This is a genomic window from Bradyrhizobium sp. PUT101 (assembly GCF_052043945.1).
GTDB lineage: Bacteria > Pseudomonadota > Alphaproteobacteria > Rhizobiales > Xanthobacteraceae > Bradyrhizobium.
Genome location: NZ_CP197207.1, coordinates 1,887,249 through 1,909,856, shown reverse-complemented (window position 1 = coordinate 1,909,856; position 22,608 = coordinate 1,887,249). Strand labels below are relative to the sequence as shown.

Below are 22,608 nucleotides of genomic sequence, written 5' to 3'. Positions count from 1 at the left end.
GATGAGGATGAATCGTCATTGCGCTTTAGGTCGTTGTTTAAGCATGATCTTCTCGGAAAACCGCTGCGCACTTTTCCGGATCATGCTTTAGGCGCACCCAGAGGCGTGCAGTCACGAGACCGGTCCGTCTGTGGCGCCGGTCGGCGAAGCCGTTTCCGACAACAACAGGGCTGTCAAATGTCAACAGATCCAATCCACTACAAGTCGATCACCGAACTCTCCGAGCTGTTCCGCCGGGGTGAGCTCCTGCCCTCGAAGGTGGCCGAGGCCATGCTCAGCCGGATTGCCAGGCTCGATGGCAAATTCCACGCTTATGCATTCGTCCTCGCCGAGCGCGCCTTGGCGCAGGCGAAGCGCTGCGATGCCGAGCTTGCGAAGGGCATCTGGCGCGGGCCGCTGCACGGCGTGCCAGTCGGACTGAAGGATCTCTGCTACACGACGTTCGCGCCGACCGCCGGCGGCACCACGATCCACGCCAAGTTCATTCCCTCCTTCAACGCGACGATCGTGGATCGGCTCGAACATGCCGGTGCTGTCACGCTCGGCAAGCTGAAGATGACCGAGGGTGCCTACACCAGTCACCATCCGAATGATCAGGCTCCGCTCAATCCCTGGGGCGTCGATTACTGGGTCGGTTCCTCATCTAGCGGATCTGGCGTGGCGACCTCAGCGGGACTTTGCTTCGGCTCGATCGGCAGTGACACTGGCGGCTCGATCCGGTTTCCGTCGGCAACCTGCGGACTGACGGGAATCAAGCCGACGTGGGGACGCGTCAGCCGTCACGGCGTCTTTCCGTTGGCAGACTCGCTCGACCATGTTGGGCCGATGTGCCGGAGTGCGGCCGATGCGGCGGTGATGCTCGGTGTCATCGCGGGTGGCGATGTCAACGACCCGACAGCCCTCCGGGCCCCAGTGCCCAACTATCTGGCCGGGATTGGCGGCGGCATCCGGGGCGTACGGATCGGCGTCGATCGCAGCTACACCCAGAACGGAATCGATCCGCAGGTGGTCGCCGCGTTGCTGGAAGCCGAGCGCACGCTTGCAGAGCTCGGCGCTGATATTCGCGAGGTCAAATTTCCGCCCTACGAAAAGCTCGTCAGCATGTGGATTCCGATGTGCTCGATCGAGACCGCGGAGGCGCATCTGGAGACCTATCCGTCGCGCAAATCCGAATACGGCCCCGATCTGGCGCAGCTGATCGAGCTGGGCCGGTCGGTGAGTAGCGTCGAGATTGCGCAGATCCATCATGAGCGGTTGAAGTTCTGCGGTAGCCTCGCGGCATTGTTCGGTGACGTCGACCTGCTGCTGGTCCCCACCATGCCCGTTCCGATCCCGACGCTGACCAAGATGGGTGAATACGGCGCCGATCCGAACGTGCTGCTCAGCATCCTGCGCTTCACGGCGGTGTTCGACTTCTCGGGTAGCCCGACGATCACGCTGCCGAACGGCATGTCGTCGGACGGCCTTCCGCTCAGCATGCAGCTGGTCGGCCCGCATCTGTCCGAGGATGTGCTCGCCCGCGCCGGGCATTCCTTTCAGTCGGTGACGGACTGGCACACGCGACGCGCTCCGATCGATTGAAGCTATCTCGGCTCGGCCAACTCGCTGGCGAGTGCTGTTGATGATCCATCGGTCTGCTCAAGTGTTTTTGCTGTCGATCGATGACTTCGAACTGTTGGTATTTTTGTTGGTATCCAGCAAGTTCAGTGAGAACAAACTCAATTCTTTCATGTGGTTGCATGCCAATATCCATTACCTCGCGGGTAATGGAAGGGCCGAAATCCGCATGTTAGGTTTTCGACCATGAACGCACATGCTTCCACGGCACGTACCGAACGCAGCCAGCCCGTCCATATCGGCGACCATCTGCGCGAATGGCGGCAGCGCCGCCGCATGAGCCAGCTCGATCTCGCGGGCGAAGCCGAGATTTCCGCGCGGCACTTGAGCTTCGTCGAGACCGGTCGTGCGGCGCCTTCGCGCGACATGGTGCTGAGGCTCGCCGAGCGCCTCGACGTGCCCCTGCGCGAACGCAACGTGCTGCTGGTCGCCGCCGGTTTCGCGCCGGCGTTCCCGCAGCGCCCGCTGGAGGATCCCGCCTTGAAATCAGCCCGCCAGGCGATCGACCTCGTCCTTAGGGCGCACGAGCCCAATCCGGCGCTTGCGGTCGACAGGCACTGGAACCTGGTCTCCGCCAATCGCATGGTGGCGCCGCTGCTCGACGGCATCCCGCAGCATCTGCTTGGCCAGCCCTTCAATGTGCTGCGGCTCGCCTTCCATCCCGAGGCGCTGGCGCCGCGCACCGTCAATCTGGCCGAATGGTGCGGGCACCTGCTGGAGCGGCTGCACCGGCAATGCGAGGCCACCGCCGATCCCGAGCTGATCAAGCTCTACAATGATTTGAAGGGCTACCCTATCCCGGCGCGCGCGGCACCGCTGTCGAGCGACAATGTCGCGATTCCCTTCAAGCTGCGCCATGGCGGGGAGATCCTTAGTTTCTTCTCCACCACCATGGTGTTCGGCACCCCCGTGGACATCACGCTGTCGGAGCTGGCGCTGGAGACGTTCTTTCCGGCCGACGAGCGCACGGCCGAACGCCTGAAGCAGATGGCAGCAGCCATGACCTAGCGCCCTTGCCTCGGGGCGGGTTCTGCTTATCTTTGGGCGAACCCGCACCGCCCGAAGGAGGCGCCTGACATGAGCACGCTGAAACCGCTCCAGATCGACGTCGTCTCCGACGTGGTGTGCCCCTGGTGCTATATCGGCAAGCGCCGGATCGAGAGCGCGCTGGCGCTCGTGCCCGACGTTCCCGTCAAGCTCAATTTCCGTCCCTTCTTCCTCAATCCCTGGGTGCCGCGCGAGGGCATCAGCCGCGAGGCCTATCTGACCCAGAAGTTCGGCTCGGTCGAGGCCTACAAGGGCATTGCCGGTCGCGTCGTCGCGGCCGCGGGCGAGGAGGGCCTCGTGTACAAGCCCGAGCTGGTGGCGCGCCAGCCCAACACGACCGACTGCCATCGCCTCATCCTGTGGGCGGAAGCGATTGGCAAGGCGCCCGAGATGAAGCAGCGCCTGATGGAGCTGTACTTCCGCGACGGCGGGGATCTCACCGATGTGAACGTGCTGGTGCAGGCGGCCGCCGATGTCGGTCTCGATGCCGACGACGTGCGCAAGCGCCTCGCCACCGACGAGGACGTCGCGCGCGTTTCGGCGGATGCGCAGGAAGCCGCCGAGAAGGGCATCTCCGGCGTGCCGACCTATGTCTTCGCGCAAAAATACGCCGTCTCCGGCGCGCAGGATCCGAACCTGCTTGCGCGCGCCATCCGCCAGGTCTCGGCGGAGATCAACGCGCAGGCGGCGGAGTAGCTGTTCTATTCACGAAGCAGGCGAACTGCGCGGCGCGCCGTTGCGTACGCGATGCCGTGCGCCGCGACCGCCGCGTGAACCAGCGTCACGACCGGATCGTAACGGCGCAGCGGGAGCAGCACCTCACCGATCGCGAAGCGTCCGCGCCAGATCGGATTGATCATGGGGTGATCGGCGCTCGCCGTCGAGTCCGCGCTGGCGATGGCGGGATCGGCGCAGAGGTGGCGGGTGAGCTCGAGGGTGAGCTGCACGCCCGGCGAATATTTTGCGAAGTGTTCATCGACGCCGAGCTTGAAGAAGAAGGCGCGATCCTGATGACGCAGCACGATGCCGGCGGCGACCGGCGTCGTGCCGGCGCGCAACGTGACGATCTCGCATTGCGCGGTCTCTGCAAGCGCGGGGACGGCGCGGCGGATGAAGGTCGCATCGCCCGCATGCTGGACCAGTGCGGTGCCGCGCTTGCCCTTCCAGCCGCCGGCTTCAAGCCGCAAGAATGTCTCGAGCGCCGGCCCGATCTCGTCGGGCTTGCGCGCGACCTCGAACACGACAGGCCCATGCTCCTCCAGGCGATGGCGCTGGCGCCGCAGCTCCTTGAGCTTCTTGGCGCCAAGCGCGTCGCGCAACAGCGTTTCGCCATCCTGTGTCGCATCGAGGCTGGCACGGATGTAGGAGGAGAGGACACGCGGCCGCAGGCCGTCGCGATCCAGGGCCTGTTTCAGCGAATTCATCGCCGCGCCGTCGAGCGCGACGTCGGTCAGCACGAGCGCATGCGCTCCGGCCTCGCGCGCCTGCTGCAACAGCCGCCTGGCGGCCTCGATCGGCGCATCGCGGTCGATCAGCGGGCTGCACAGCGTGCCGTAGGGATGCGCGCTCACCAGCGCGGGCAGGGGGATCTTCCAGGCGCGCCAGAGCGAGATCACCGGCATCAGCCCGATCAGCCGCGTCGACGATCCGTCGAATGCCGGCAGTGCCGAGGCATTGCTGCGACCGCGCGCGGTTGCACTGACGGCCAGCTCCCAGGCGGGCAGATAATATCCGTTCGGCTCGACCGCGCGCTGCGCGAGCGCGCGCCACTGGCCGGGGTCGATCGCCGTGAGTGGGATGCGCGCGCGCGCGGCTCCGGCATCCCTTGCCGATGCCGCATGAATCGCTGCCTGTTGCGCGATGTCGACCACGTCCCGTCATCCCCGTTCACGCGGGCTGAGCCCGTGTTACGCAGCCATCCTTAGCGCAAAGAATGGAAAATGCCGTTGGGACGCCGCTTCAATTCGAGCGGTAGCGTTAACCGCGCGTTGACCACAGCCGGCGCGGCTCGGAATGCAGCACCGAAAACGCGATGCCCATGAACGTGCTGTAGGCCAGCACCATCGCAAGCGAAAATGCGGCCGGAAGGACGCCGAGTCCCAGGTCGGAGGCGAACGGTCCTCTTCCGAGGATGGGGAAGTAGAGCAATCCCATGGCGATCCAGCCCATGATGCCGAAGAGGAATCCCTTCGCGACGGCATTGTGCCCGGGCAGGACATGATAGGTGGAACGGAACAGGATGCCGAGCACGAGAGTGCCGTTAACGAACGACATTGCCCATGGCGTGGCGGGGTGGACGGGGCCGCCGCCCAGCCAATGGCTAAGGCCGAGCTGCAGATCTTGATACGGATGGAAGGTGGGAAGCCAATTCATCCACCGCTTGAGGAACATCACGCTCGAGTGCGCGGCGTTGCCGCACAAGCCGGCCGCGATGGATTTCCAGACGTGATGGATCATTATGTGCTGCATCGCTGCTCCGCCGGCTTCCTCATTGGTCCGACGGCACGAAGTGGTCGCGGGCGGTCGCGGTCTGGCCGCTGGCGATGTCGGTCGCTTCGATCTCGATGTCGGCGGCTGCCTTCGGCATCTGCGCGGGCGCGACCTGCACCGACATCCGGATCTCTCGGGTCTGATCCTGCCCGACGTCGACGACCAGTCGGCCGTCCGGCTTGCGTTCGACACCGGCGATGCGCACGCTCGCTCCCGGCAAGTCCTTGACCTCGATGGCAAAGGATCTCGTGGCGCCCTTGTTAAGCAGGCGCACCGTGTAGTCGTTGCGCACCCCGCCATCAACCAGTTGGACGAACAACGGATTGCGCTCATGCAGGACGTTGATGCTCATCGTGCTACGGGTCGCGAGCGCGTAGAGCATGATGCCGCCAACGATCGCGATCGCAGCCGTGTAGACCACGGTGCGCGGACGGATGATGCGGTAGATCGGTGGCTTGCCTTCGCGCCGGCGCTGCATGTTGATGTCGGTGTCGTAGCCGATCAGGCCCGCGGGCCGGCCGATTTCGTGCATGACGTTGTCGCAGGCATCGATGCACAGGCCGCACTGGATGCAGCCGAGCTGGATGCCGTTGCGGATATCGACGCCGGTCGGACAGACATTGATGCATTGATGGCAGTCGACGCAGTCGCCGGCGAGTTCACCATGGGCGCGCGCGGCATCCGCCTTCTTCACCGACATGCGCGGCTCGCCGCGGTCGCGGCGATAGGTGACGTTGAGCGCCCATTCGTCGGTCAGCGCCGCCTGGATCCGCGGCCACGGACACATGTAGATGCACATCTGCTCGCGGGCATGACCGGCGAACAGATAGGTCGTGGCGGTCAGGATGCCGATCCAGATATAGGCGAGGAGCGGGGCCTGGAAGGTCGCGAGCTCCTTCACCAGCGTCGGCGCGTCGGCGAAATAGAGCACCCAGGCACCGCCGGTCCACCATGCGATCATGATCCAGAGGAAATGCTTGAGCGCGACCTTTCGGATGTGACCGAACGTCCAGTAGTTCTTGTCGCCCTGCATGCGCTCGCGCCGGTCGCCTTCGACCCAGCGCTCGACCGCATAGAACAGGTCGGTCCACACGGTCTGCGGACACATGTAGCCGCACCACAGCCGGCCGGCGACCGCATTCATCAGGAATAGCGTCATGGCCGCGATGATCAGCAGGCCGGTGAAGTAGTAGACTTCCTGCGGCCATAGCTCGATGAAGAAGAAGTAGAAGCGGCGGTGCGGCAGGTCGATCAGCACGGCCTGGTCGGGCAGGCCGGGTCCGCGATTCCAGCGCACGAACGGCAACAGATAATAGGTGCCGAGCGTGACGCAGAGGATCGCCCATTTGATGCGGCGGAAAGGGCCGTGGACCGACTGCGGATAGACCTTCCTCCGCTTCTCGTAGAGCGGTCCCTCGATGAAGGTGTCGTCGGTCATGGCAAGTTCCCCCGCATCACAGGCTGGATTGCGCGTTCAGGAGAACGCGCAGCCGCTGCTCAGGCCCAGCTTCCTGAACACGATCGCCGCCGGGCAGAAGCCGGTGAACGAGGCCTGCAACATGTTCAGCCCGGCAAATGCCGTCAGCAGGTACCAATACGCATTCACATAGGTGCCCAGCGCGAGACCGAGCAGGACGACGAATCCCGCAAACGCGAGAACGGCTTTGTCGACATTCATGGTAGACTCCTTTTCTAGGTGCGGAACGTTACGAACGGGTCAGGTTGGCTTCGGTCCAGGCGACGATGCTGCGGGCATCCATCGCACCGGAATGGCGGGCGATCTCGCGACCGCCGCGCATCAGCAACAGCGTGGGAATGCCGCTGATGCTGAGGCGCGACGACAGTGCAGGTGCGTTGTCCGAGTTGAGCTTCAACAGCCGGACATCCGGCTCCAGCTGCTGAGCGGCGCGCTCGAACATCGGTGCCATGGCGCGGCACGGGCCGCACCACGGTGCCCAGACGTCGACCAGCACGGGAATGTCGCTGCCGGCGACATGACGGCCGAAGCCTTCCTCATCCACCTCAATGGGGTGGCCGGTGAAAATCGGCTGGTGACAGGCACCGCAGCGCGCACCGTGCGGTGCGCGTTCGGTCGGCAGGCGATTGATGCGCCCACAATGTCCGCAGACGATCTGGCGTGTCGTGGTCATGTGCCGGTTCGGACCTCCTTGATCTTGGCGATGTTCAGCCGGTCGAGCAGGAAACGCTCGTAGAACGGCTCGCTCTCGCCGCGCCGCATCTTGCGCAGGAAGTATTTCTCGAAGGCGACCTTGGCGAGATGCACCCATTCGCCCTTGGAGGACCAATTGACGTTTCGCGGCGGGATCTGCGGCTGCGCCAGGAAGGCAATACCGGAGTCGCCGAAGTCGGCGAGGCAGATTGCGTTCCAGGTCGGCTGCGCCGTGGGCGCCTTGCCGCGAAGCAGGGCGCCGATGTTCATCGCAGTCGCCGTCACCATGGATTCGATCATGAATCCGGTCTTGGGAACTCCGACCGGCACAGGTGTCGCGCCGACCGGCGCGATCGCGACGCAGACACCGACCGCAAAGACGTTGGGGAAGGCGGGGTTCTGCTGGTGCTTGTCGACGACGACGAAGCCGCGCGGGTTGGTCAGCTTCTCGATGCCGCGCACCGCCTCGACGCCGCGAAAGGCGGGCAGCATCATCGAATAGGCGAATGGCAGCTCGTGGGCCTTGCGAGACGTGCCGTCGTCGCCGAACTCCTCCACCGACATCAAGCCGGGTGCGACGCTATCGACGCGTGCGTTGGTGATCCACTTGATGTGCTTCTCGCGCATCTCGCTTTCCAGAAGCCCCTTGGTATCCCCGACGCCGTCGAGACCGAGATGGCCGATATAGGGCTCCGAGGTGACGAACGTCATCGGGACCCGGTCGCGCAGCTTTCGCCGGCGCAGCTCCGTTTCCAGGATGAAGAGGAATTCGTAGGCCGGCCCGAAACAGGAGGCGCCCTGCACCGCACCGATGACCACTGGACCCGGGTTCGCCGCAAGCTTTTCAAAGGCTTCACGGGCATGCGTGGCATGATCGACGTGGCAGATCGACTGGGTATGGCCTTGCGGCCCGAGACCGGGAATCTCGTCGAACGCCAGTTCGGGACCGGTTGCGACGACCAGGTAGTCATAGTCGATCGACGTCCCGTCGCCGAGCTCGACACGGTTCTCGGTCGGGTGGACGCGCCTTGCACCCTGCGTCAGCAGTCGCACGCCCTTGCGTTTCATGACGTCCGCGAGATCGATCTCGATCTCCTCGCGCTTGCGCCAGCCGATTGCGACCCAAGGATTGGATGGGACGAAATGATAGACGGCGCCTTGCGAGACGACGCTGAGGCGATCCTCCTTTCTCAACTGCGGCAGCAATTCATAGGCCATCAGTGTTCCGCTCAGACCAGCTCCGATTACGACAACTTCCGCCATGGGTACCTCCGTTGGGGTTCACCGCTCCGCCGGTTCATCTCCGGCTGTCCTGCGGCGCTTGACTATATATTCGTAATTGCGTATATACGCAAGTATGAAGGTTAATGCTGAAGTCATGGAGCAGGCGGCGGATCGGGCGAGCGATCTGCTGAAGGCGCTCGCCAACCGGCACCGCCTGCTGATCATCTGCCAGTTGATCGACGGCGAGCGGTCGGTCGGCGAACTCGCCGAGTTCCTGAACCTCCGGGACTCCACGGTTTCCCAACATCTTGCGCTCCTTCGCAAGGATGGACTGGTGTCTGCCCGGCGCGAGGCGCAGACGATCTTCTATTCGATTGCGAGCGAGCCGGCGCGCGAGGTGCTGAAGACGCTCTATCAGGCGTTCTGCGCGCCGAGGTCCGCAAGGACGAAGCGCACTTTATGAGCGCCCGGAGCGTGGCGCGTTGAGCGAGATCAACGTCCGCTTCGATGATGCCGATCAAATACTCAAATACAGAGGACACCCGCGAGCGCGGTGTGATGGTTTCATGCTTACACGGATACGCCCCATGCGGCTCATAGGAATTTTGGCTGTCTTGGCCGCCGGCCTGGGTGCAGGCGTTGCGCGCGCAGAGACGCTCACCGTGGCGCAGCATCCGGTGGCCGACGAAAAGGCCGTCTTTGCCACGGTGGAAAGCATCAGCGTCGTGCCCGCGCGCGGGCGTATCGGCGGGACCGTGGTCCAGCTCCACGTCAGGGAAGGAGATCGCGTAACCGCCGGTCAGGCGATTGCCGCGATCGGCGATGAGAAGCTCGGCCTGCAGATGAAGTCGCTGGATGCGCAGATCGAGGCGCTGCAGGCGCAGGCCAGCCAGGCGCAAATCGATTTCACGCGAATCGAGGGGTTGGTTGAGCGTGGCATTCTGCCGCGCGTCAAGCTCGACGAGCAGAGGACGGCGCTGAATGTGGCGGATAACGGCCTGCGCGCCAAGACCGCGGAGCGTGCCGTCATCAACGAGCAGCTCAACCAGGGTCAGGTGCTGGCACCGGCAGGGGGACGTGTGCTGAAGAGGCTCATCACGGTTGGTTCCGTCGTGCTCGCGGGCGATCCCATCGTCACCGTCGCGCAGCAGAACTTCAAGCTGCGGCTGCGCGTGCCCGAGCGCCACGCGCGCTCTCTCAAGGCCGGAGACAAGGTCCGCGTCGATGGTGCGGAGCTTGGCGGCGAAGCCGCCAGATGGGGCGTCATCGATCTCGTCTATCCGCAGATCGAGGAGGGACGCGTCATTGCGGACGCGACCGTCGAGGGGCTCGGCGAATATTTCGTCGGCGATCGGCTGCGGGTGTGGATCTCCGGCGGCAGGCGGTCGGCTTTCGTGATTCCGGCAGGCTACGTGAAGACCCGGTTCGGCATCGACTACGTCCAGCTTCAAAAGGCCGGCGAAGTGGTCGACGTGCCGGTGCAGCGCGGCCGCGAGCTGCCGACGCCCGCTCTTCCCGATGGACTTGAAATCCTGTCCGGCATCCGTGCCGGCGACCAGTTGGTGCGGCCGTGAATCTCGGACTCTCAGGCCGGCTGACCAAGGCGACGATCGGGTCGCCGCTGACGCCATTGTTCCTGCTTGCATCGCTCGTGGTCGGCCTCATCGCTGTCGTCGTGATTCCGCGCGAGGAGGAGCCGCAGATCAGCGTGCCGATGGTCGACATTCGCGTCAATGCCGATGGCTTGCGCGGACCCGACGCCGTCGAGCTCGTCACCAAGCCGCTGGAAGCGATCGTCAAGGGCATCGACGGCATCGAGCACGTCTACAGCCAGACCGAGGACGACCGCGTGATGGTTACCGCGCGGTTCCTGGTCGGAACGAAGGCGGAGGATGCGATCCTCCGCGTCCACGAGAAAATCCGCGCCAATCTCGATCGCATTCCCGTCGGGATCCCCGAGCCTTCGATCGTCGGCCGCGGCATCAATGACGTTGCGGTGACGGTTTTGACGCTGTCGCCGAAGCCGGAGGCCGCCGAGCGCTGGACCGATAAGGATCTGTTCGAGCTCGCGGACAAGCTGCGCTCGGAGTTGATGAAGGTCGACAATATCGGTCTGACCTACATTTCCGGCGGCGCGGCGCAGCAGATCCGGGTCGAACCCGATCCGGAAAAGCTGTCGCTGTTCGGCGTTACGCTGCAGCAGCTCGTCGCCAAGGTGAAGGATGCCAACCGCTCGTTCCTGGCGGGCCAGGTCCGCGATGCCGGTATCGTGCGCAATGTCGCGGCCGGCCAGACGCTGTCCGGCATCCCCGACATCGGCCTCCTCCTGATCTCGACCCGCGACGGACGGCCGGTCTACGTCAAGGACGTGGCCTCCGTCGTCATCGGGCCGAATACGCTCGAGCACCGCGTCTGGAACGATGCGCGCGATGCCAAGGGGCAGTGGTCGCGGGTGCCCGCGGTCAGCCTCGCGCTCGCCAAGCGCGCCGGCGCCAACGCGGTGGTGGTCTCGGCCGACATCGATCATCGCCTGCAGGGACTGAAGGCGCGGCTTATCCCCGACGACATCCAGGTGACGGTGACGCGCGACTATGGCGAGACCGCCAACGAGAAGGCCAATGAGCTCCTGTTTCACCTCGGTCTCGCGACGCTCTCGATCGTCGTGCTGATCGCGGTCGCGATCGGCTGGCGCGAGGCGGTGGTGACCTTTGTCGTGATTCCGACGACGATCCTGCTCACGATGTTTGCGGCTAACCTGATGGGCTACACCATCAACCGCGTCAGCCTGTTCGCGCTGATCTTCTCGATCGGCATCCTGGTTGATGATGCGATCGTCGTGGTCGAGAACATCGCGCGGCACTGGGGCATGCGCGACGGCCGGCCGCGGCTGCAGGCGACCATCGAGGCGGTGGCCGAGGTCGGCAATCCCACCATCGTCGCGACCTTGACCGTGGTCGCGGCACTGCTGCCGATGCTGTTCGTGTCGGGCCTGATGGGCCCCTATATGGCGCCGATCCCGGCGAACGCCTCGGCCGCCATGCTGTTCTCGTTCTTCGTCGCCATGGTGGTGGCGCCCTGGCTGATGCTCAAGCTGGCGCCGAAGGGCGAGGTGGCGGCGGCTCATGCCGCGCACGATGAAGGTCGGCTCGGCCGGATCTACCGGCGCTTCGCCACACCGATCGTGCGGAGCAAGCGCTCGGCCTGGATCTTCCTGCTCGGCGTCGGCATCGCGACGCTGCTGTCGATGACGCTGTTTGCGACCAAGTCGGTGACGGTCAAGCTGCTGCCGTTCGACAACAAGTCCGAGATCGCCGTCGTGGTCGATCTGCCGGAAGGGGCGAGCCTGGAGGCGACCGAGCGTACCCTGTTCGGCGCCGCCGAGATTGCGCGGCAATTGCCGGAGGCGACCTCGCTGCAATCCTATGCCGGCACGCCGGCGCCGTTCAATTTCAACGGCCTGGTGCGGCACTACTACCTGCGCGAGAAGCCGGAAATGGGCGAGCTGCAGGTCAATCTGGCCGCGCGCGGCGAACGCAAGCGGGCGAGCCACGACATCGCGCTCGAGCTGCGCGAGCGGCTAAAGGCGCTCGATGTTCCCAATGGTACGAGCATCAAGGTGGTCGAGGTGCCGCCCGGGCCGCCGGTGTTGGCGACGCTGCTGGCCGAGATCTACGGACCCGATGCCGCGACGCGCCGCGCGGTCGCCGCGGAGATGAAGAAGATCTTTGCCGAGGTGCCGTTCATCGTCGATGTCGACGATTCCATCGGCGTGAAGCGGCCGCGGCTGCGGCTCTCGATCGATCAGGACCGGCTCGAATTCTTCGGCGTCGAGCAGCGCGACGTCTATGACACCATCCAGACGCTGTTCGGCGGCACTTCGATCGGCTATTCGCATCGCGGCGAGGACCGCAACCCGATCGAGATCGCGGTGCATCTGCCCAAGCGCGGCCTGGTCTGGGACGAGGCTCTGGCCTCGACGCCGGTGCCGGCCAATACGCTGCCCGGCAGCAAGACGGTGGTCGAGCTCGGCCAGGTCGTGAAGGCAACCATGGAAGAGGGCTCGCCGACGATATTCCGCCGCGACGGCCGCTTCGCCGACATGGTGATGGCCGAACTCGCCGGCCGCTTCGAGGCGCCGCTCTACGGCATGCTTGAAGTCGCGGACCGGGTGGAGGCGCATGACTGGGGCAGCCTGCCGAAGCCCGCGATCAGCCTGCACGGCCAGCCGTCGGACGAGTCGCGTCCGACGCTGCTGTGGGACGGCGAATGGGAAATCACCTGGGTGACCTTCCGCGACATGGGCGCGGCCTTCGGCGCAGCCATCCTCGGAATCTACGTGCTGGTCGTCGCCCAGTTCAGGAGCTTCCGTCTGCCGCTCGTGATCCTGACGCCGATTCCGCTGACGCTGATCGGCATCCTGATCGGGCACTGGCTCCTGGGTGCGCCGTTCACCGCGACCTCGATGATCGGTTTCATTGCGCTGGCCGGCATCATCGTGCGCAACTCGATCCTGCTGGTCGACTTCATCCGGCACAGCGGCGCCGAGGGCAAGTCGCTGCGCGAAGTGGTGCTGGAGGCCGGCGCTGTCCGCTTCAAGCCGATCCTGCTCACCGCGCTTGCGGCCATGATCGGGGCCGCAACCATCCTGCTCGATCCGATCTTCCAGGGATTGGCGATCTCGCTCCTGTTCGGGCTTGCGTCGTCGACGCTGCTGACCGTGCTGGTGATTCCCGCGATCTACATCGCCTTGCGCGCGCCGCGCGAAGAGGCTCCGACCACGGCCAAATCCAGCTAGCGAGGAACCGATGGACAAGGACTACGTCGACATCACCAGGAATATCTCGGCCAACCTGAAGAAGCTGCGGAGCGACATTCCCGACACCATGAAGGGATTTGCCGTACTTGCCCAGGCGGCCACGCGTGACGGCGCGCTGGACAAGAAGACCAAGGAGCTGATCGCGCTGGCACTCGGCGTTGCCGCGCATTGCGACGGCTGCATCGGCTTCCACACCGAGGCGCTGGTCCGGCTCGGTGCGACGCGCCAGGAGATCGAGGAGACGCTCGGCATGGCCGTCTACATGGGCGGCGGGCCGTCGCTGATGTACGCCGCGGATGCGATCGCGGCCTATGAGCAGTTTCAGCAGCAATCGGCCGCCGGATAGCGCCGGTCATCTGATGCGATTATGCGAACGGGACCGGGCGAGTCGTCTCGCCGGTCCCGCCCATCAAGCCTTGATCGATTACCAGCGATCGCCGATGCCGACGCTGACACCGGGCGCGCGAATGCCGACTCCGGTGCGCGGGCCGTCGTCCCAATGGCGATGATAGGTCCGGCGCTCGTAATGGCGATCGCGCGGCATGTGGTTATAGGAATCGCGTACGATCACACGCGAACCGCCGCGTGTGCGATAGCAGCGGCCGGCGTCGTCACAGACAAGTCGTACCTGCTGAATGAGATCCGGATTGGTATACTCGCTGCTCGTATAGATATCGGAAGCCTTCGCACTCGACGCGGCTGCCAAAGCACCGACGCCCGCCAACAGCGCAATCGTAAACGTCCTCATCATGTCCTCCTCCGAGACTGCCCTCGCGGTAACAAGAAGGGGAGGTGCTGATCGTTCCCGGCCGCTATGCTGGTTTTTCCCGGAACCGGTACTTTGTGGTCGGCTTGTTCCTTGATCTCAAGTCGGGAAGATGAGGCACGTGGTCGTGCCGTGAGCGAGCAATCGGCCCTTGGTATCCGTTACGCGTCCGTCGGCCGTTCCGATGCGTCGGCCGCAATTCAGAACCTTGCCCTCGGCCGTGATCAGGCCGGTCTCAGGCGTAATCGGTCGGAGCAGCGAAACCTTGAACTCAAGCGTGGTCTGGCCGGTCCCCTTGTCGAGGGCCGACTGGATCGCCAGCCCCATGCAACTGTCGAGCAAGGTGGCCGTGAGACCACCATGCACAGTGCCTGCCGGGTTGAGGTGAGCGTCGGTGGGGACGAGCGCGACGACGACACGGCCAAGTTTAGCCTCCACCACATCATAGCCCAGTGTTTGGGCGATCGTGTTGAGAGGCAGGGTTCCGTCGGCAAGGCCTTGGACGAACTCGAGCCCGCTCATCCGTTTCTGTCGTTCGACGTCGACTGTTCCATAGCTCTTCGCGGTCATCTGAATCTCCTCATCGCACTCACCTGTGTTGAAGGCGCGAAGCTTCTGGCTTTCTTCGGAAGGTCGATGGCGGCCGGCCGTAGAGTCGCGTGAATGCGGTGCTCATGCGCCGGGTGCTCGAAAAGCCCGCGCGTTCCGCGACGGCGGCCATCGGAAGATCGCTTGCGTCAAGCAGCCGCTTGGCGCGTTGTACTCGGATCGACAGCGCCACTTGCACTGGAGACGCATCGAGATGTCGGGCGAACAGGCGTGCCAGGTGGCGCGCACCGACTCCCAACCGCTCAGCCAGCCGCTCCACGCCGCCGCGATCGAGCTCTCCCTTTTCGATGAGCGCCACCGCGCGTTCGACGGTTGTTCTGGAGCCTTTCCATGCGGGACAGAACGGCGCCGTTTCCGGGCGGCATCTCAGGCAAGGGCGGAAGCCGGCGTGCTCGGCCGCGGCCGCGCTACGATAAAAGGTCACGTTGCGGGCGAGTGGCGTGCGCGCCGGGCAGACGGGGCGACAATAGATGCCCGTTGTTTTCACCGCGACGAATATCACTCCGTCCAATGTTGCGTCGCGGCGGCGGAGGGCATCGTAGTAGGCGTCAAAGTCGAGCATGGCGCCCGCTATAGCGTCTCCATTTTTACAGAGCGAGTCTGATGCGATGACCGTGTCCGAAAACGACCGGGGGGACGTCCATCGTCGAGGGCGGGTTCCTAGATCCGCTCGTAAGGCTCCGTGCCGCAGATGTCGTCGGCTTCCGCCCGACGGCGGTCCACGATCTTCCCGTCGTTGATCGTCACGATGTAGGTCTGCGCACCGAGCGGCGTGCCGGTCGCGGAGGTGAGCTGCGCGCGGACGCACGCCGTCCAGCCCGGTCCTCGCACCTCACGATGGGGCGGGGCGACGTGCACCTCGCGCGGATAGGACGTTGCGAGAAAGACGACGTCGATCTGCTCGCGCACTACGCGCTTGACGTCGGGCGGCGCTTCGGGAGGCGGCTGTTCCGCCTCCTTCATGCGCATGAACTCCGGCACCGGTGCGCGGCTGTCGGCAAAGCCGCAGGCACTGAGCGCTAGCGCGCCACCGAGCAGCGCTGCATGAGAAATGATCCGCAACATCCGTGAAGGTCCCCTGCGGGCCGACAAGATAGGCACGAATGCGATCCGACGAAGTCCCCGCCGATCAAGATTTGCTGAAGGCCTGGAACTCGCGGCAGTTGCTATTCCGCGATTGCCGGCTAGTTTGTACCCCACACGAGGGGGATTGCATCGATGAGGATTTTGGTCATAGCGGCCGCGGTCCTGGCACTGACGGCGGCCTCGGCGCAGGCGCAGGGGCGGCGCCAGCCCAATGACGGACCCAAGCCGGCGGACAACACGCCGAAGGTCGACGAGAAAGCCTACAAGGCCGCGCTCGAGCGCATTCCCGAGCCCAAGGACAAGTACGACCCCTGGGGCGGCGCCCGCCCGAGCGAACCTGCCAAGAAGCCGAAATGAAGTGAGGCAGATGTTGCGGATCTGCCTGTTGAGTTCGGCCGGGCTCGCACTCCTGTTGTTCACAGTGCGGCCGTGCTCCGCCTGGGAGAGTTGGGGCGGCGATGTCGGCGGTTCGCGTTTCTCGACATTGCGAGAGATCACGGCGGACAATGTCGGACAGCTCGTCCGCGCTTTTGAATATCACACCGGCGATCTCACCACGCGCCCGCCCGAACTGATGCGGCGGACCAAATTCCAGGCGACGCCGCTGTTCGTCGAGGACAGCCTCATCTTCTGCTCCCCCTTCAACGAGGTGATTGCGCTCGATCCCGGCACGGGCGCGCAAAAATGGCGTTTCGATCCCAGGATCGCCACCAATCAGCGTCCTGCCAACCGCTATGTCTGCCGCGGTGTCACGTACTGGATCGACGACAGGGCAACCCGGGATGCCGTCTGCCGATCGCGCATCTTCATAGGCACCAACGACGGCCGCCTGATCGCGCTCGATGCGAAGACGGGAGTTCCCTGCGCCGATTTCGGCAAGGGCGGTGAGATCGAGCTCCAGATCGGCATGCGGCTGGACTGGCCCGGCGAATTCCAGATCACCTCGCCGCCGTCTGTCGGCCGCGGTGTCGTCGTGGTCGGCTCCGCGATCGGCGACAACCGCCGTGCCGATGCGCCGAGCGGCATGGTGCGCGCGTTCGACGCGCGCAGCGGTGAGCCGCGCTGGACCTTCGAGCCGCTCCGGCGAGAGGGCATCGAAGCCGGCCATGCCAATGTCTGGGCGCCGATGTCGGTCGACGATGCGCGGGGTCTGGTGTTCCTGCCGACATCCTCGCCGTCGCCCGACTTTTGGGGCGGCAAGCGGCCGGGCAACAATGAGCACGCCAACTCGGTGATCGCGCTGCGCATCGAAACCGGAGAGCTGGTGTGGGCGTTCCAGACCGTGCATCACGACGTCTGGGATTACGATCTGTCGGCGCAGCCGACGCTCACACGCATCGATACCGGCGAGGGGCAGCGCGATGTCGTGATCCAGCCGACCAAGCAGGGCTTTGTCTTCGTGCTCGACCGCGATACCGGCAAGCCGGTCTGGCCGGTCGAAGAGCGGGCCGTGCCGCAGGGCGGCGCGGAAGGCGACGCGCTGTCGCCGACGCAGCCGTTCCCGACGCATGTGCCGGCACTGACATCGCAGACGATCTCGACCGATGATGCGCTCTCGCTGTTGCCGGGCTTCGGCCGTTCGTCCTGCGAGCGTCAATTCGCAGAAGCTCGCAACGAGGGTCTGTTCACACCGCCTTCGGTGCAGGGCACGCTTGAGTTTCCGTTCACCGGGGGAGGTGTGAACTGGGGCAGCGCGGCCTTCGATCCGGTCAACCAGATTCTCTATGCCAACACCAGCCGCGCCGCTCATCTCATCAAGCTGATCCCGCGCGCTGAGGCGGCCGGATTCAATCCGCCGCCCGGCCACGATTTCGGCCAGCAGCGTGGCGCGCCGTTTGCGATGTCGCGTGCGGTGGTGATGTCGCCGCTCGGCCTGCTCTGCAACAAGCCGCCCTGGGGTGAGATGGTCGCGGTCGATCTGAGGGGCGGAAAGATCCTCTGGCGGGCGACGGTCGGCACGACCGAGGATCTGGCGCCGCTCGGCATGCCGCTGCCCTGGGGGACGCCGCTCGTCAACGGACTCGCGGTCACCGCCGGCGGCCTCGTCTTCACCGGCGCGATGGATGCCTATCTGCGTGCATTCGATGCGCGCAGCGGCAGGGAACTGTGGCAGGGCCGGCTGCCGGTGCCGGGTGTCGCCAATCCCATGACCTATCTCTGGAAGGGCGAGCAATATGTCGCGATCGGCGCCGGCGGCCACTCCGATGCGGGCACCTCGATCGGCGACAGCTTGGTTGCGTTCCGCCTGGCGCGACCGGGCGATGCGCCGTCATTGTGGTCGCGCACCATCGATCGTCCCGGCGGACGATTTCTTGCGGCGTCGCTGGCGCTCGCGCTTGCGATCATCGCGCTCGTCATCGCGGGCCAGCGCTGGCGGCGTCGTCGCATCGGGCGAACATAGAACCGCATCGCACGTATGATGCGAACGGTCTTTCACACCGTGTGTACTACTGTACGAAGGCGAGGCCGACGCGCTTGTCGCTGCGCCAGACCGTGCGACAATGACGTGCGAAACGGTCGCGCGCGATCGAGAGGGTGAACGCTTGCGGCAGCATGACGGGGGCGTCCAGGTCAATCGCCGCGCCGCCCGCCGACATGTTCCGCACCGTGCAAGCGATGCCGCTGTTTTCAAAGGTGATCGTTCCACCTTTGAAGACACGGTGACGTTGCGATGCGCGCTTGTCGATCATCCGCGTTGGTCCTGCTGATGATCGTGAATTGGTGCATAGAAATTACGTTGAACTAAACTCAATACTGGCGCTACTTGCACGGCGCTTCAGGCTTTGTTGACCACGTTGGAACGGAGAGCCGCTCAGCGAGCTCCCGACGAGCCTTTCTCTTATGGCGTTACGCGCGCTTCATCCCGGCAGCATCGCGAACGCGCTCGACACCATCGCGACCGGTTTGCTGTCGGCGGCGGAAAGCAGCGTGACGCGGCCAAAGCTCATGGTGCGCCCGAGCCGCACCACGCGCGCATCCGCCAGCACGTCCATCGAGGAGACCGCGCGCATGAAATGCGTGGTCTGGTCGACCGTGGTCATGGGGCGGTAGCCGCGATTGGCCGCGAGGATCGCGATCACCATTGCGGTGTCGGCGAGCGCCATCAGGGCCTGGCCGCAGACCACGCCGCCGTTCCGGCACAGCCGCTCCGAAAACGGCATGCGCAGGAGCGCGCCCGGCTGCCAGTCCGGTACGTCTGCCGGCTGCGCGTGCTCGATGCGCTCGACCGCGAGGTTGAGATCCTGGACCCAGGGCGCAAAAACCTCGCCGAGGATGCGGCGGGCGTCGGCGAGGCCGAACTCGGCTTCTGGCTGCATTTGCATTGCTGTGGCGAACTCCTGTATTGGCGGATGTTTCGCCTCATTGTGCGCGCATCGGCGCGGCAAAGTCACCCGGTCTTGCGCCGGTCCCGCCGGCTTGAAATTGCCTGACTTGGCCCGGTATGATGCCTCGCTTGGGTACGGGTGGATGATGTTGCGTCGGTTTGTCCTCGTCTTTGGCATGGCCGCGCTCGGTCTCGCGCTGAGCGGGTGCACCAAATGCGGCCCGATCTGGGACGACTGGCTGCATGCCCCCAAATCGTGCAGATCGGATCGGCCCTAGCGGGCCTACGCGGCCTTGAGCGGGGCCCCAGCTTGCGACCGGGCTGAGACACGGATGACAGGGCGCGGGCGATCCGCGCGCCATGGATGATCAAGGAGTAGATGATGAAGCTTTTCCGTTTGGCCGCGGTGCTGGCCGTGCTGGCGGGACCGGCCTACGCGCAAATGCCCAATCTGAATTTGCTGCAGGATGGCCCGAGCAAGACGCCGGAGGAGAAGGCTGCCGAGGCCGAGCGTGAAAAGGCCTACAAGGAAACGCTGAAGAAGATTCCGGATTCCAAGGCGTCCAACGATCCCTGGGGCGGCATGCGCGCCGACCCGCCGAAGCAGCCCGCGGCACCGAAGGCCTCGGCCGCAACCAGCGCGCCGAAGAAGACGAAGAGCGGCACGGCCGCCAACTGATCGCAAGCCCCTCGGGGGCGGCACTACGCCCTTTGGACAGGACTCCTCTTGATCCGGCCCGCGCCCTACATTTGGCTGAGCGTAGCGCGTCAAGGAGGGCAGACATGGCCGATCGTCCGCGGGATCTCGCCGAGCGGATGGCACGCCGGCGCAAGATGGCCGGCAAGCCGGGCCAGGCGGCCGGGGACGGTTATCTGCGCGAGACCTTCACGCTGCCGCGCGCGGCGGCGCGGGAAAGGGCACAGGCCTTCTTCGCCCGCTATCCCAAGGCCGGCTATATGAGTGCCGTCGAGACCTGGCGCGAACTGCCCGGCGGCGACATCGAGTTCACCATGCGGCGGCTGCCCAGCGCGGACTGACCCCAAAAGCCCTTGCTAGTCGAAGGTTTCGGCAACGATCCGGATCCGGAACACCGGCTCCTTGGCCTCGTCGAGCAGCTCCATGTGCCATTCGGAATTTTCCTGGAGCTTGCGGGCAATGCCGGCGGTCATGGCGGCACAGACGCTGGTCATCTCCTTCCACGCCGCGTCGCGATCGGCAAATTCCGTCGCGTGGTCGGCGCAGCCGGAATAACGGCCGTTGCGGATTCGAAAGAAATAGAGCGGCATGGCAGGGACCGATCGCGCGCATTGGTGCCTCGCCCCCAAGGCCCTGGGCGCCCGCAGTCCAATCCCAAACCACCGTCAGATCAATCCCGGGCGGCTACGGACTAAACACCGCGGGACCGTTGCCGCGCGGCCGGTTCAGGCCGATTTTCGCGTTCGCGATCGATGCGCAGCTGCCGGTCCGCGAAAGGCCGCTCGAGTTCCGTGGTTCTCCGACCATGAACAGAGTTCCTGGAGCTCCGTCCAGGTTGCATCCGGTCGTCGGGTCAAGATGTGGCTGCACGGTGGTTCCTGCCGACGCTTCCAGATCCCGGCCAGGTGACGGCATGTGCCTTGCTTGGCTGATGAGGCAAGCAACCATGGACGTCTCATGCTCGGCATTCCCCGCCGCTATTCCCATTTCGTCTTCGGCATCATCCAGTCCGGACTGACCTCGCTGGTCGCAACGGGAATCGCCAGCTTGCCCGCAGGCGGCCCGATGATGTTCGTTCGGCACTGGATGGTGTCGTGGCTGATCGCCTGGGCCGCGATGCTGCCTGTCGTGCTGCTGGCGGCGCCAGCGATCCGCGCCTTCTCGCTGCGCCTGACCCGGGAGGAGAGCGACCCGCGAGCCGGCCGGCGGGGGCTTGAAGGTCGCGCCCGAACGGCCGCAGACTGACCGCGCACCCGTCCCAATTTCGACATCCGTTCGCGCCACTGCGGACACACCCGTCGGCAAGATTTTATCCGTTCGGCGCGGCCATGGGGGAAACGTGGCTCGCCGACAACGGGGTGGCATCATGGATAACGTAGAGCGGTCATTCGCCGCCGCGACGGCGGCTGGCTTCGTAGTGCTGGTGATTGGCCTGGTGCTGCTGGCGCTGCTGTAGACGGGTTTGCGTGGCGGGGACGGCGGCGGTGTCCATCCGGGGGATGGCACCAGGCAGGCCTCGACATTCAAAAGTCGAAAACAACCCCATGCACAGTAGGTCGCTTAGAAATTTCGTTAGCCGGCCAACGGGTTATGAGTAGTATTTAGATACCTTGCGGCTGTGTGCAGCGCGCCTTGGCAGCGCCATGCAGCCCCCGGCGCGCGATGCCGGATCTCGATCGACAGGCGATCGCTCCGGGCCGAGGGACCCGGCGCCTGCTGCCGCATCGAGGACGGCCTCGGCCGACGCCGGAGCCGGTCCCGGGGGGCCTAAAGCATGATCCGGAAAAGTGCGCAGCGGTTTTCCGAAAAGATCATGCTTAAACAACGACCTAAAGCGCGATGACGATTCATCCTCATCGCATCGCGCTTTAGTGGATCTTGATCTCGTTCAAGGGCAGGCGGAGCTCGGCGGCGCGCTCTTCACGGTCCTTCTTGCGGAACTCGTTCTCCTTGCGCTCGAACTTCACCATCTCCTTCTGCGCTGCCTCCAGCAGCGGAGTGCGTCTGATCGCATCGTGCTGCGTGTCGTTGTCCGTCATGACTGAGGTCCCCAGAGTTGCGGTCCCATCCCCACAGAAGGCCGGAGACCCGGAAAAGGTTCGATGCCGCAGGATTGCGGAAACATGACGGCGCACCGGTCGCGCGTCCTTGATGCGCGGCAGCCTTCGCTCCCGAAGAGCGACACGGCGGATGCCGCTATTTCGGTGGTTGAAGCCCGGGCGATTTGACCCAGCCGTGGAGATGATTGGCGACGTCGGCCTGGCGGGCCTTCTTGAGGAGGGCGTCTCGCTCGGCGCCCGGTGGAAGCCTGGAAGCCTGCTCCTGGACCTGCTTTACCCATGCTGAAAGCCGGTCTTGAAGGGTCAGCTGCTGCTTGAAACGTCGCCGCTTGAACATGGCGCTCTCATATCCATGCGAGGAAGGCGGGAGCGCGATCGGCGACCTCGTCACCGATAGTGCCCAGGATCCGCGCGGTGATGATCCATTAGGATCCATAAAGGGATCCGCGTCTGTTCAGTTGTGCGCACAAGGCGAATTGGGCAGCCGAGATGAATCTCGGCAATTGACGAGCAGCCTTTCGGCCTGCACCCAATCGTCCGAACCAGGGGCGAAGGAATCCATCAATCGCCGTTGCCGGTCCGCGCGCGCACGGCATGTTGCAGCCCTGCGATTTTCGGCGCGCAGTATGAAACAGATCTCTGAAAAAGGCCGCTGACGGAGGCGGCCTCCCTTTCGTCAGACGCTGAAAACGAGCGTGTAT

Annotated in this window: 27 protein-coding genes; 12 read left to right on the top strand and 15 right to left on the bottom strand. The window is 64.8% G+C overall.

The window, feature by feature from the left end; all coding sequences use genetic code 11:
* Positions 1 to 177: 177 nt before the first annotated feature.
* The 3 genes from ACSHT2_RS09410 (at position 178) to ACSHT2_RS09400 (ending at position 3,360) form a co-directional block, all read left to right on the top strand.
* Entirely contained in the window at positions 178 to 1,581 is a 1,404-nt protein-coding gene (locus ACSHT2_RS09410; RefSeq protein ID WP_440641313.1) for an amidase, read from the top strand.
* Between the two features lie 222 nt (positions 1,582 to 1,803).
* On the top strand, positions 1,804 to 2,625 hold the full coding sequence (locus ACSHT2_RS09405; RefSeq protein WP_440641312.1) for a helix-turn-helix domain-containing protein: 822 nt from the start codon (positions 1,804 to 1,806) through the stop codon (positions 2,623 to 2,625).
* A gap of 69 nt (positions 2,626 to 2,694) precedes the next feature.
* Positions 2,695 to 3,360, top strand: coding sequence for a DsbA family oxidoreductase (locus ACSHT2_RS09400; protein WP_271533080.1), 666 nt, complete (start codon positions 2,695 to 2,697; stop codon positions 3,358 to 3,360).
* A gap of 5 nt (positions 3,361 to 3,365) precedes the next feature.
* On the opposite strand, the gene ACSHT2_RS09395 is transcribed toward ACSHT2_RS09400, so the two are convergent.
* The 6 genes from ACSHT2_RS09395 to ACSHT2_RS09370 all read right to left on the bottom strand — a co-directional run bounded on the left by ACSHT2_RS09395 (position 3,366) and on the right by ACSHT2_RS09370 (position 8,587).
* On the bottom strand, positions 3,366 to 4,535 hold the full coding sequence (locus ACSHT2_RS09395; protein WP_440641311.1) for a GNAT family N-acetyltransferase: 1,170 nt from the start codon (positions 4,533 to 4,535) through the stop codon (positions 3,366 to 3,368).
* 106 nt (positions 4,536 to 4,641) lie between these two features.
* On the bottom strand, positions 4,642 to 5,121 hold the full coding sequence (locus ACSHT2_RS09390) for a DUF6789 family protein (protein WP_440641310.1): 480 nt from the start codon (positions 5,119 to 5,121) through the stop codon (positions 4,642 to 4,644).
* A gap of 31 nt (positions 5,122 to 5,152) precedes the next feature.
* Complete coding sequence (gene ccoG / locus ACSHT2_RS09385) at positions 5,153 to 6,592, bottom strand: cytochrome c oxidase accessory protein CcoG (protein ID WP_440641309.1); 1,440 nt, start codon at positions 6,590 to 6,592, stop codon at positions 5,153 to 5,155.
* A gap of 36 nt (positions 6,593 to 6,628) precedes the next feature.
* Entirely contained in the window at positions 6,629 to 6,832 is a 204-nt protein-coding gene (locus ACSHT2_RS09380) for a YgaP family membrane protein (RefSeq protein WP_028181089.1), read from the bottom strand.
* A 28-nt stretch (positions 6,833 to 6,860) separates the two neighbouring features.
* Positions 6,861 to 7,304, bottom strand: coding sequence for a thioredoxin TrxC (trxC, locus tag ACSHT2_RS09375; protein ID WP_440641308.1), 444 nt, complete (start codon positions 7,302 to 7,304; stop codon positions 6,861 to 6,863).
* Positions 7,301 to 8,587 carry an NAD(P)/FAD-dependent oxidoreductase gene (locus ACSHT2_RS09370; protein WP_440641307.1) on the bottom strand — a complete coding sequence of 429 codons (1,287 nt, stop codon included), beginning with the start codon at positions 8,585 to 8,587 and terminating at the stop codon, positions 7,301 to 7,303. Before ACSHT2_RS09370 ends, trxC begins: the two co-directional genes overlap by 4 nt.
* A 115-nt stretch (positions 8,588 to 8,702) precedes the next feature.
* On the opposite strand from ACSHT2_RS09370, the gene ACSHT2_RS09365 reads away from it, so the two are divergent.
* The 4 genes from ACSHT2_RS09365 to ACSHT2_RS09350 all read left to right on the top strand — a co-directional run bounded on the left by ACSHT2_RS09365 (position 8,703) and on the right by ACSHT2_RS09350 (position 13,710).
* Entirely contained in the window at positions 8,703 to 9,011 is a 309-nt protein-coding gene (locus ACSHT2_RS09365) for an ArsR/SmtB family transcription factor (RefSeq protein WP_440641306.1), read from the top strand.
* A gap of 124 nt (positions 9,012 to 9,135) precedes the next feature.
* Positions 9,136 to 10,122, top strand: coding sequence for an efflux RND transporter periplasmic adaptor subunit (locus tag ACSHT2_RS09360; RefSeq protein WP_440641305.1), 987 nt, complete (start codon positions 9,136 to 9,138; stop codon positions 10,120 to 10,122).
* A complete protein-coding gene (locus tag ACSHT2_RS09355; RefSeq protein ID WP_440641304.1) occupies positions 10,119 to 13,343 on the top strand; it encodes an efflux RND transporter permease subunit in 3,225 nt (1,074 codons plus the stop codon). The genes ACSHT2_RS09360 and ACSHT2_RS09355 overlap by 4 nt, the downstream gene beginning before the upstream one ends.
* A 10-nt stretch (positions 13,344 to 13,353) precedes the next feature.
* Positions 13,354 to 13,710 (top strand): carboxymuconolactone decarboxylase family protein, encoded by a 357-nt coding sequence (locus tag ACSHT2_RS09350; RefSeq protein ID WP_440641303.1) that lies wholly within the window; start codon positions 13,354 to 13,356, stop codon positions 13,708 to 13,710.
* Between the two features lie 78 nt (positions 13,711 to 13,788).
* Here ACSHT2_RS09350 and ACSHT2_RS09345 read toward each other — a convergent pair whose 3' ends face one another.
* The 4 genes from ACSHT2_RS09345 to ACSHT2_RS09330 form a co-directional block, all read right to left on the bottom strand.
* The gene (locus ACSHT2_RS09345; protein WP_440641302.1) at positions 13,789 to 14,115 is read right to left on the bottom strand and encodes a hypothetical protein; all 327 of its coding nucleotides are present in this window, start codon (positions 14,113 to 14,115) and stop codon (positions 13,789 to 13,791) included.
* A gap of 114 nt (positions 14,116 to 14,229) precedes the next feature.
* On the bottom strand, positions 14,230 to 14,700 hold the full coding sequence (locus ACSHT2_RS09340; protein ID WP_440641301.1) for a PaaI family thioesterase: 471 nt from the start codon (positions 14,698 to 14,700) through the stop codon (positions 14,230 to 14,232).
* Between the two features lie 19 nt (positions 14,701 to 14,719).
* Complete coding sequence (locus ACSHT2_RS09335; protein ID WP_440641300.1) at positions 14,720 to 15,301, bottom strand: bifunctional transcriptional activator/DNA repair enzyme AdaA; 582 nt, start codon at positions 15,299 to 15,301, stop codon at positions 14,720 to 14,722.
* 98 nt (positions 15,302 to 15,399) lie between these two features.
* Positions 15,400 to 15,804, bottom strand: a complete 405-nt coding sequence (locus ACSHT2_RS09330) for a hypothetical protein (RefSeq protein WP_440641299.1) — start codon at positions 15,802 to 15,804, stop codon at positions 15,400 to 15,402.
* A 153-nt stretch (positions 15,805 to 15,957) separates the two neighbouring features.
* On the opposite strand from ACSHT2_RS09330, the gene ACSHT2_RS09325 reads away from it, so the two are divergent.
* Together ACSHT2_RS09325 and ACSHT2_RS09320 are read left to right on the top strand one after the other, a co-directional pair.
* A complete protein-coding gene (locus tag ACSHT2_RS09325) occupies positions 15,958 to 16,182 on the top strand; it encodes a hypothetical protein (RefSeq protein ID WP_319329653.1) in 225 nt (74 codons plus the stop codon).
* Between the two features lie 10 nt (positions 16,183 to 16,192).
* The gene (locus tag ACSHT2_RS09320) at positions 16,193 to 18,226 is read left to right on the top strand and encodes a pyrroloquinoline quinone-dependent dehydrogenase (protein ID WP_440641298.1); all 2,034 of its coding nucleotides are present in this window, start codon (positions 16,193 to 16,195) and stop codon (positions 18,224 to 18,226) included.
* 46 nt (positions 18,227 to 18,272) lie between these two features.
* On the opposite strand, the gene ACSHT2_RS09315 is transcribed toward ACSHT2_RS09320, so the two are convergent.
* Positions 18,273 to 18,515 (bottom strand): PilZ domain-containing protein, encoded by a 243-nt coding sequence (locus ACSHT2_RS09315; protein WP_319329651.1) that lies wholly within the window; start codon positions 18,513 to 18,515, stop codon positions 18,273 to 18,275.
* Between the two features lie 168 nt (positions 18,516 to 18,683).
* The gene (locus ACSHT2_RS09310; protein ID WP_028181100.1) at positions 18,684 to 19,148 is read right to left on the bottom strand and encodes a PaaI family thioesterase; all 465 of its coding nucleotides are present in this window, start codon (positions 19,146 to 19,148) and stop codon (positions 18,684 to 18,686) included.
* A gap of 384 nt (positions 19,149 to 19,532) precedes the next feature.
* On the opposite strand from ACSHT2_RS09310, the gene ACSHT2_RS09305 reads away from it, so the two are divergent.
* Together ACSHT2_RS09305 and ACSHT2_RS09300 are read left to right on the top strand one after the other, a co-directional pair.
* The gene (locus tag ACSHT2_RS09305) at positions 19,533 to 19,829 is read left to right on the top strand and encodes a hypothetical protein (RefSeq protein WP_440641297.1); all 297 of its coding nucleotides are present in this window, start codon (positions 19,533 to 19,535) and stop codon (positions 19,827 to 19,829) included.
* A 104-nt stretch (positions 19,830 to 19,933) separates the two neighbouring features.
* Positions 19,934 to 20,188: a hypothetical protein gene (locus ACSHT2_RS09300; RefSeq protein WP_028181102.1), complete on the top strand. Its 255-nt coding sequence runs from the start codon at positions 19,934 to 19,936 to the stop codon at positions 20,186 to 20,188.
* Between the two features lie 15 nt (positions 20,189 to 20,203).
* Here the strand turns inward: ACSHT2_RS09300 and ACSHT2_RS09295 are convergent, their stop codons facing one another.
* Entirely contained in the window at positions 20,204 to 20,437 is a 234-nt protein-coding gene (locus ACSHT2_RS09295; RefSeq protein WP_319329649.1) for a DUF6894 family protein, read from the bottom strand.
* A gap of 367 nt (positions 20,438 to 20,804) precedes the next feature.
* Between ACSHT2_RS09295 and ACSHT2_RS09290 the strand changes: the two genes are divergently transcribed.
* Positions 20,805 to 21,092: a DUF2798 domain-containing protein gene (locus tag ACSHT2_RS09290; RefSeq protein WP_440641296.1), complete on the top strand. Its 288-nt coding sequence runs from the start codon at positions 20,805 to 20,807 to the stop codon at positions 21,090 to 21,092.
* Positions 21,093 to 21,715: 623 nt separating this feature from the next.
* Here the strand turns inward: ACSHT2_RS09290 and ACSHT2_RS09285 are convergent.
* Both ACSHT2_RS09285 and ACSHT2_RS09280 read right to left on the bottom strand, forming a co-directional pair.
* Positions 21,716 to 21,886, bottom strand: a complete 171-nt coding sequence (locus tag ACSHT2_RS09285) for a hypothetical protein (protein WP_440641295.1) — start codon at positions 21,884 to 21,886, stop codon at positions 21,716 to 21,718.
* Positions 21,887 to 22,043: 157 nt separating this feature from the next.
* Positions 22,044 to 22,244: a hypothetical protein gene (locus tag ACSHT2_RS09280; RefSeq protein ID WP_440641294.1), complete on the bottom strand. Its 201-nt coding sequence runs from the start codon at positions 22,242 to 22,244 to the stop codon at positions 22,044 to 22,046.
* Positions 22,245 to 22,608 lie beyond the last annotated feature (364 nt).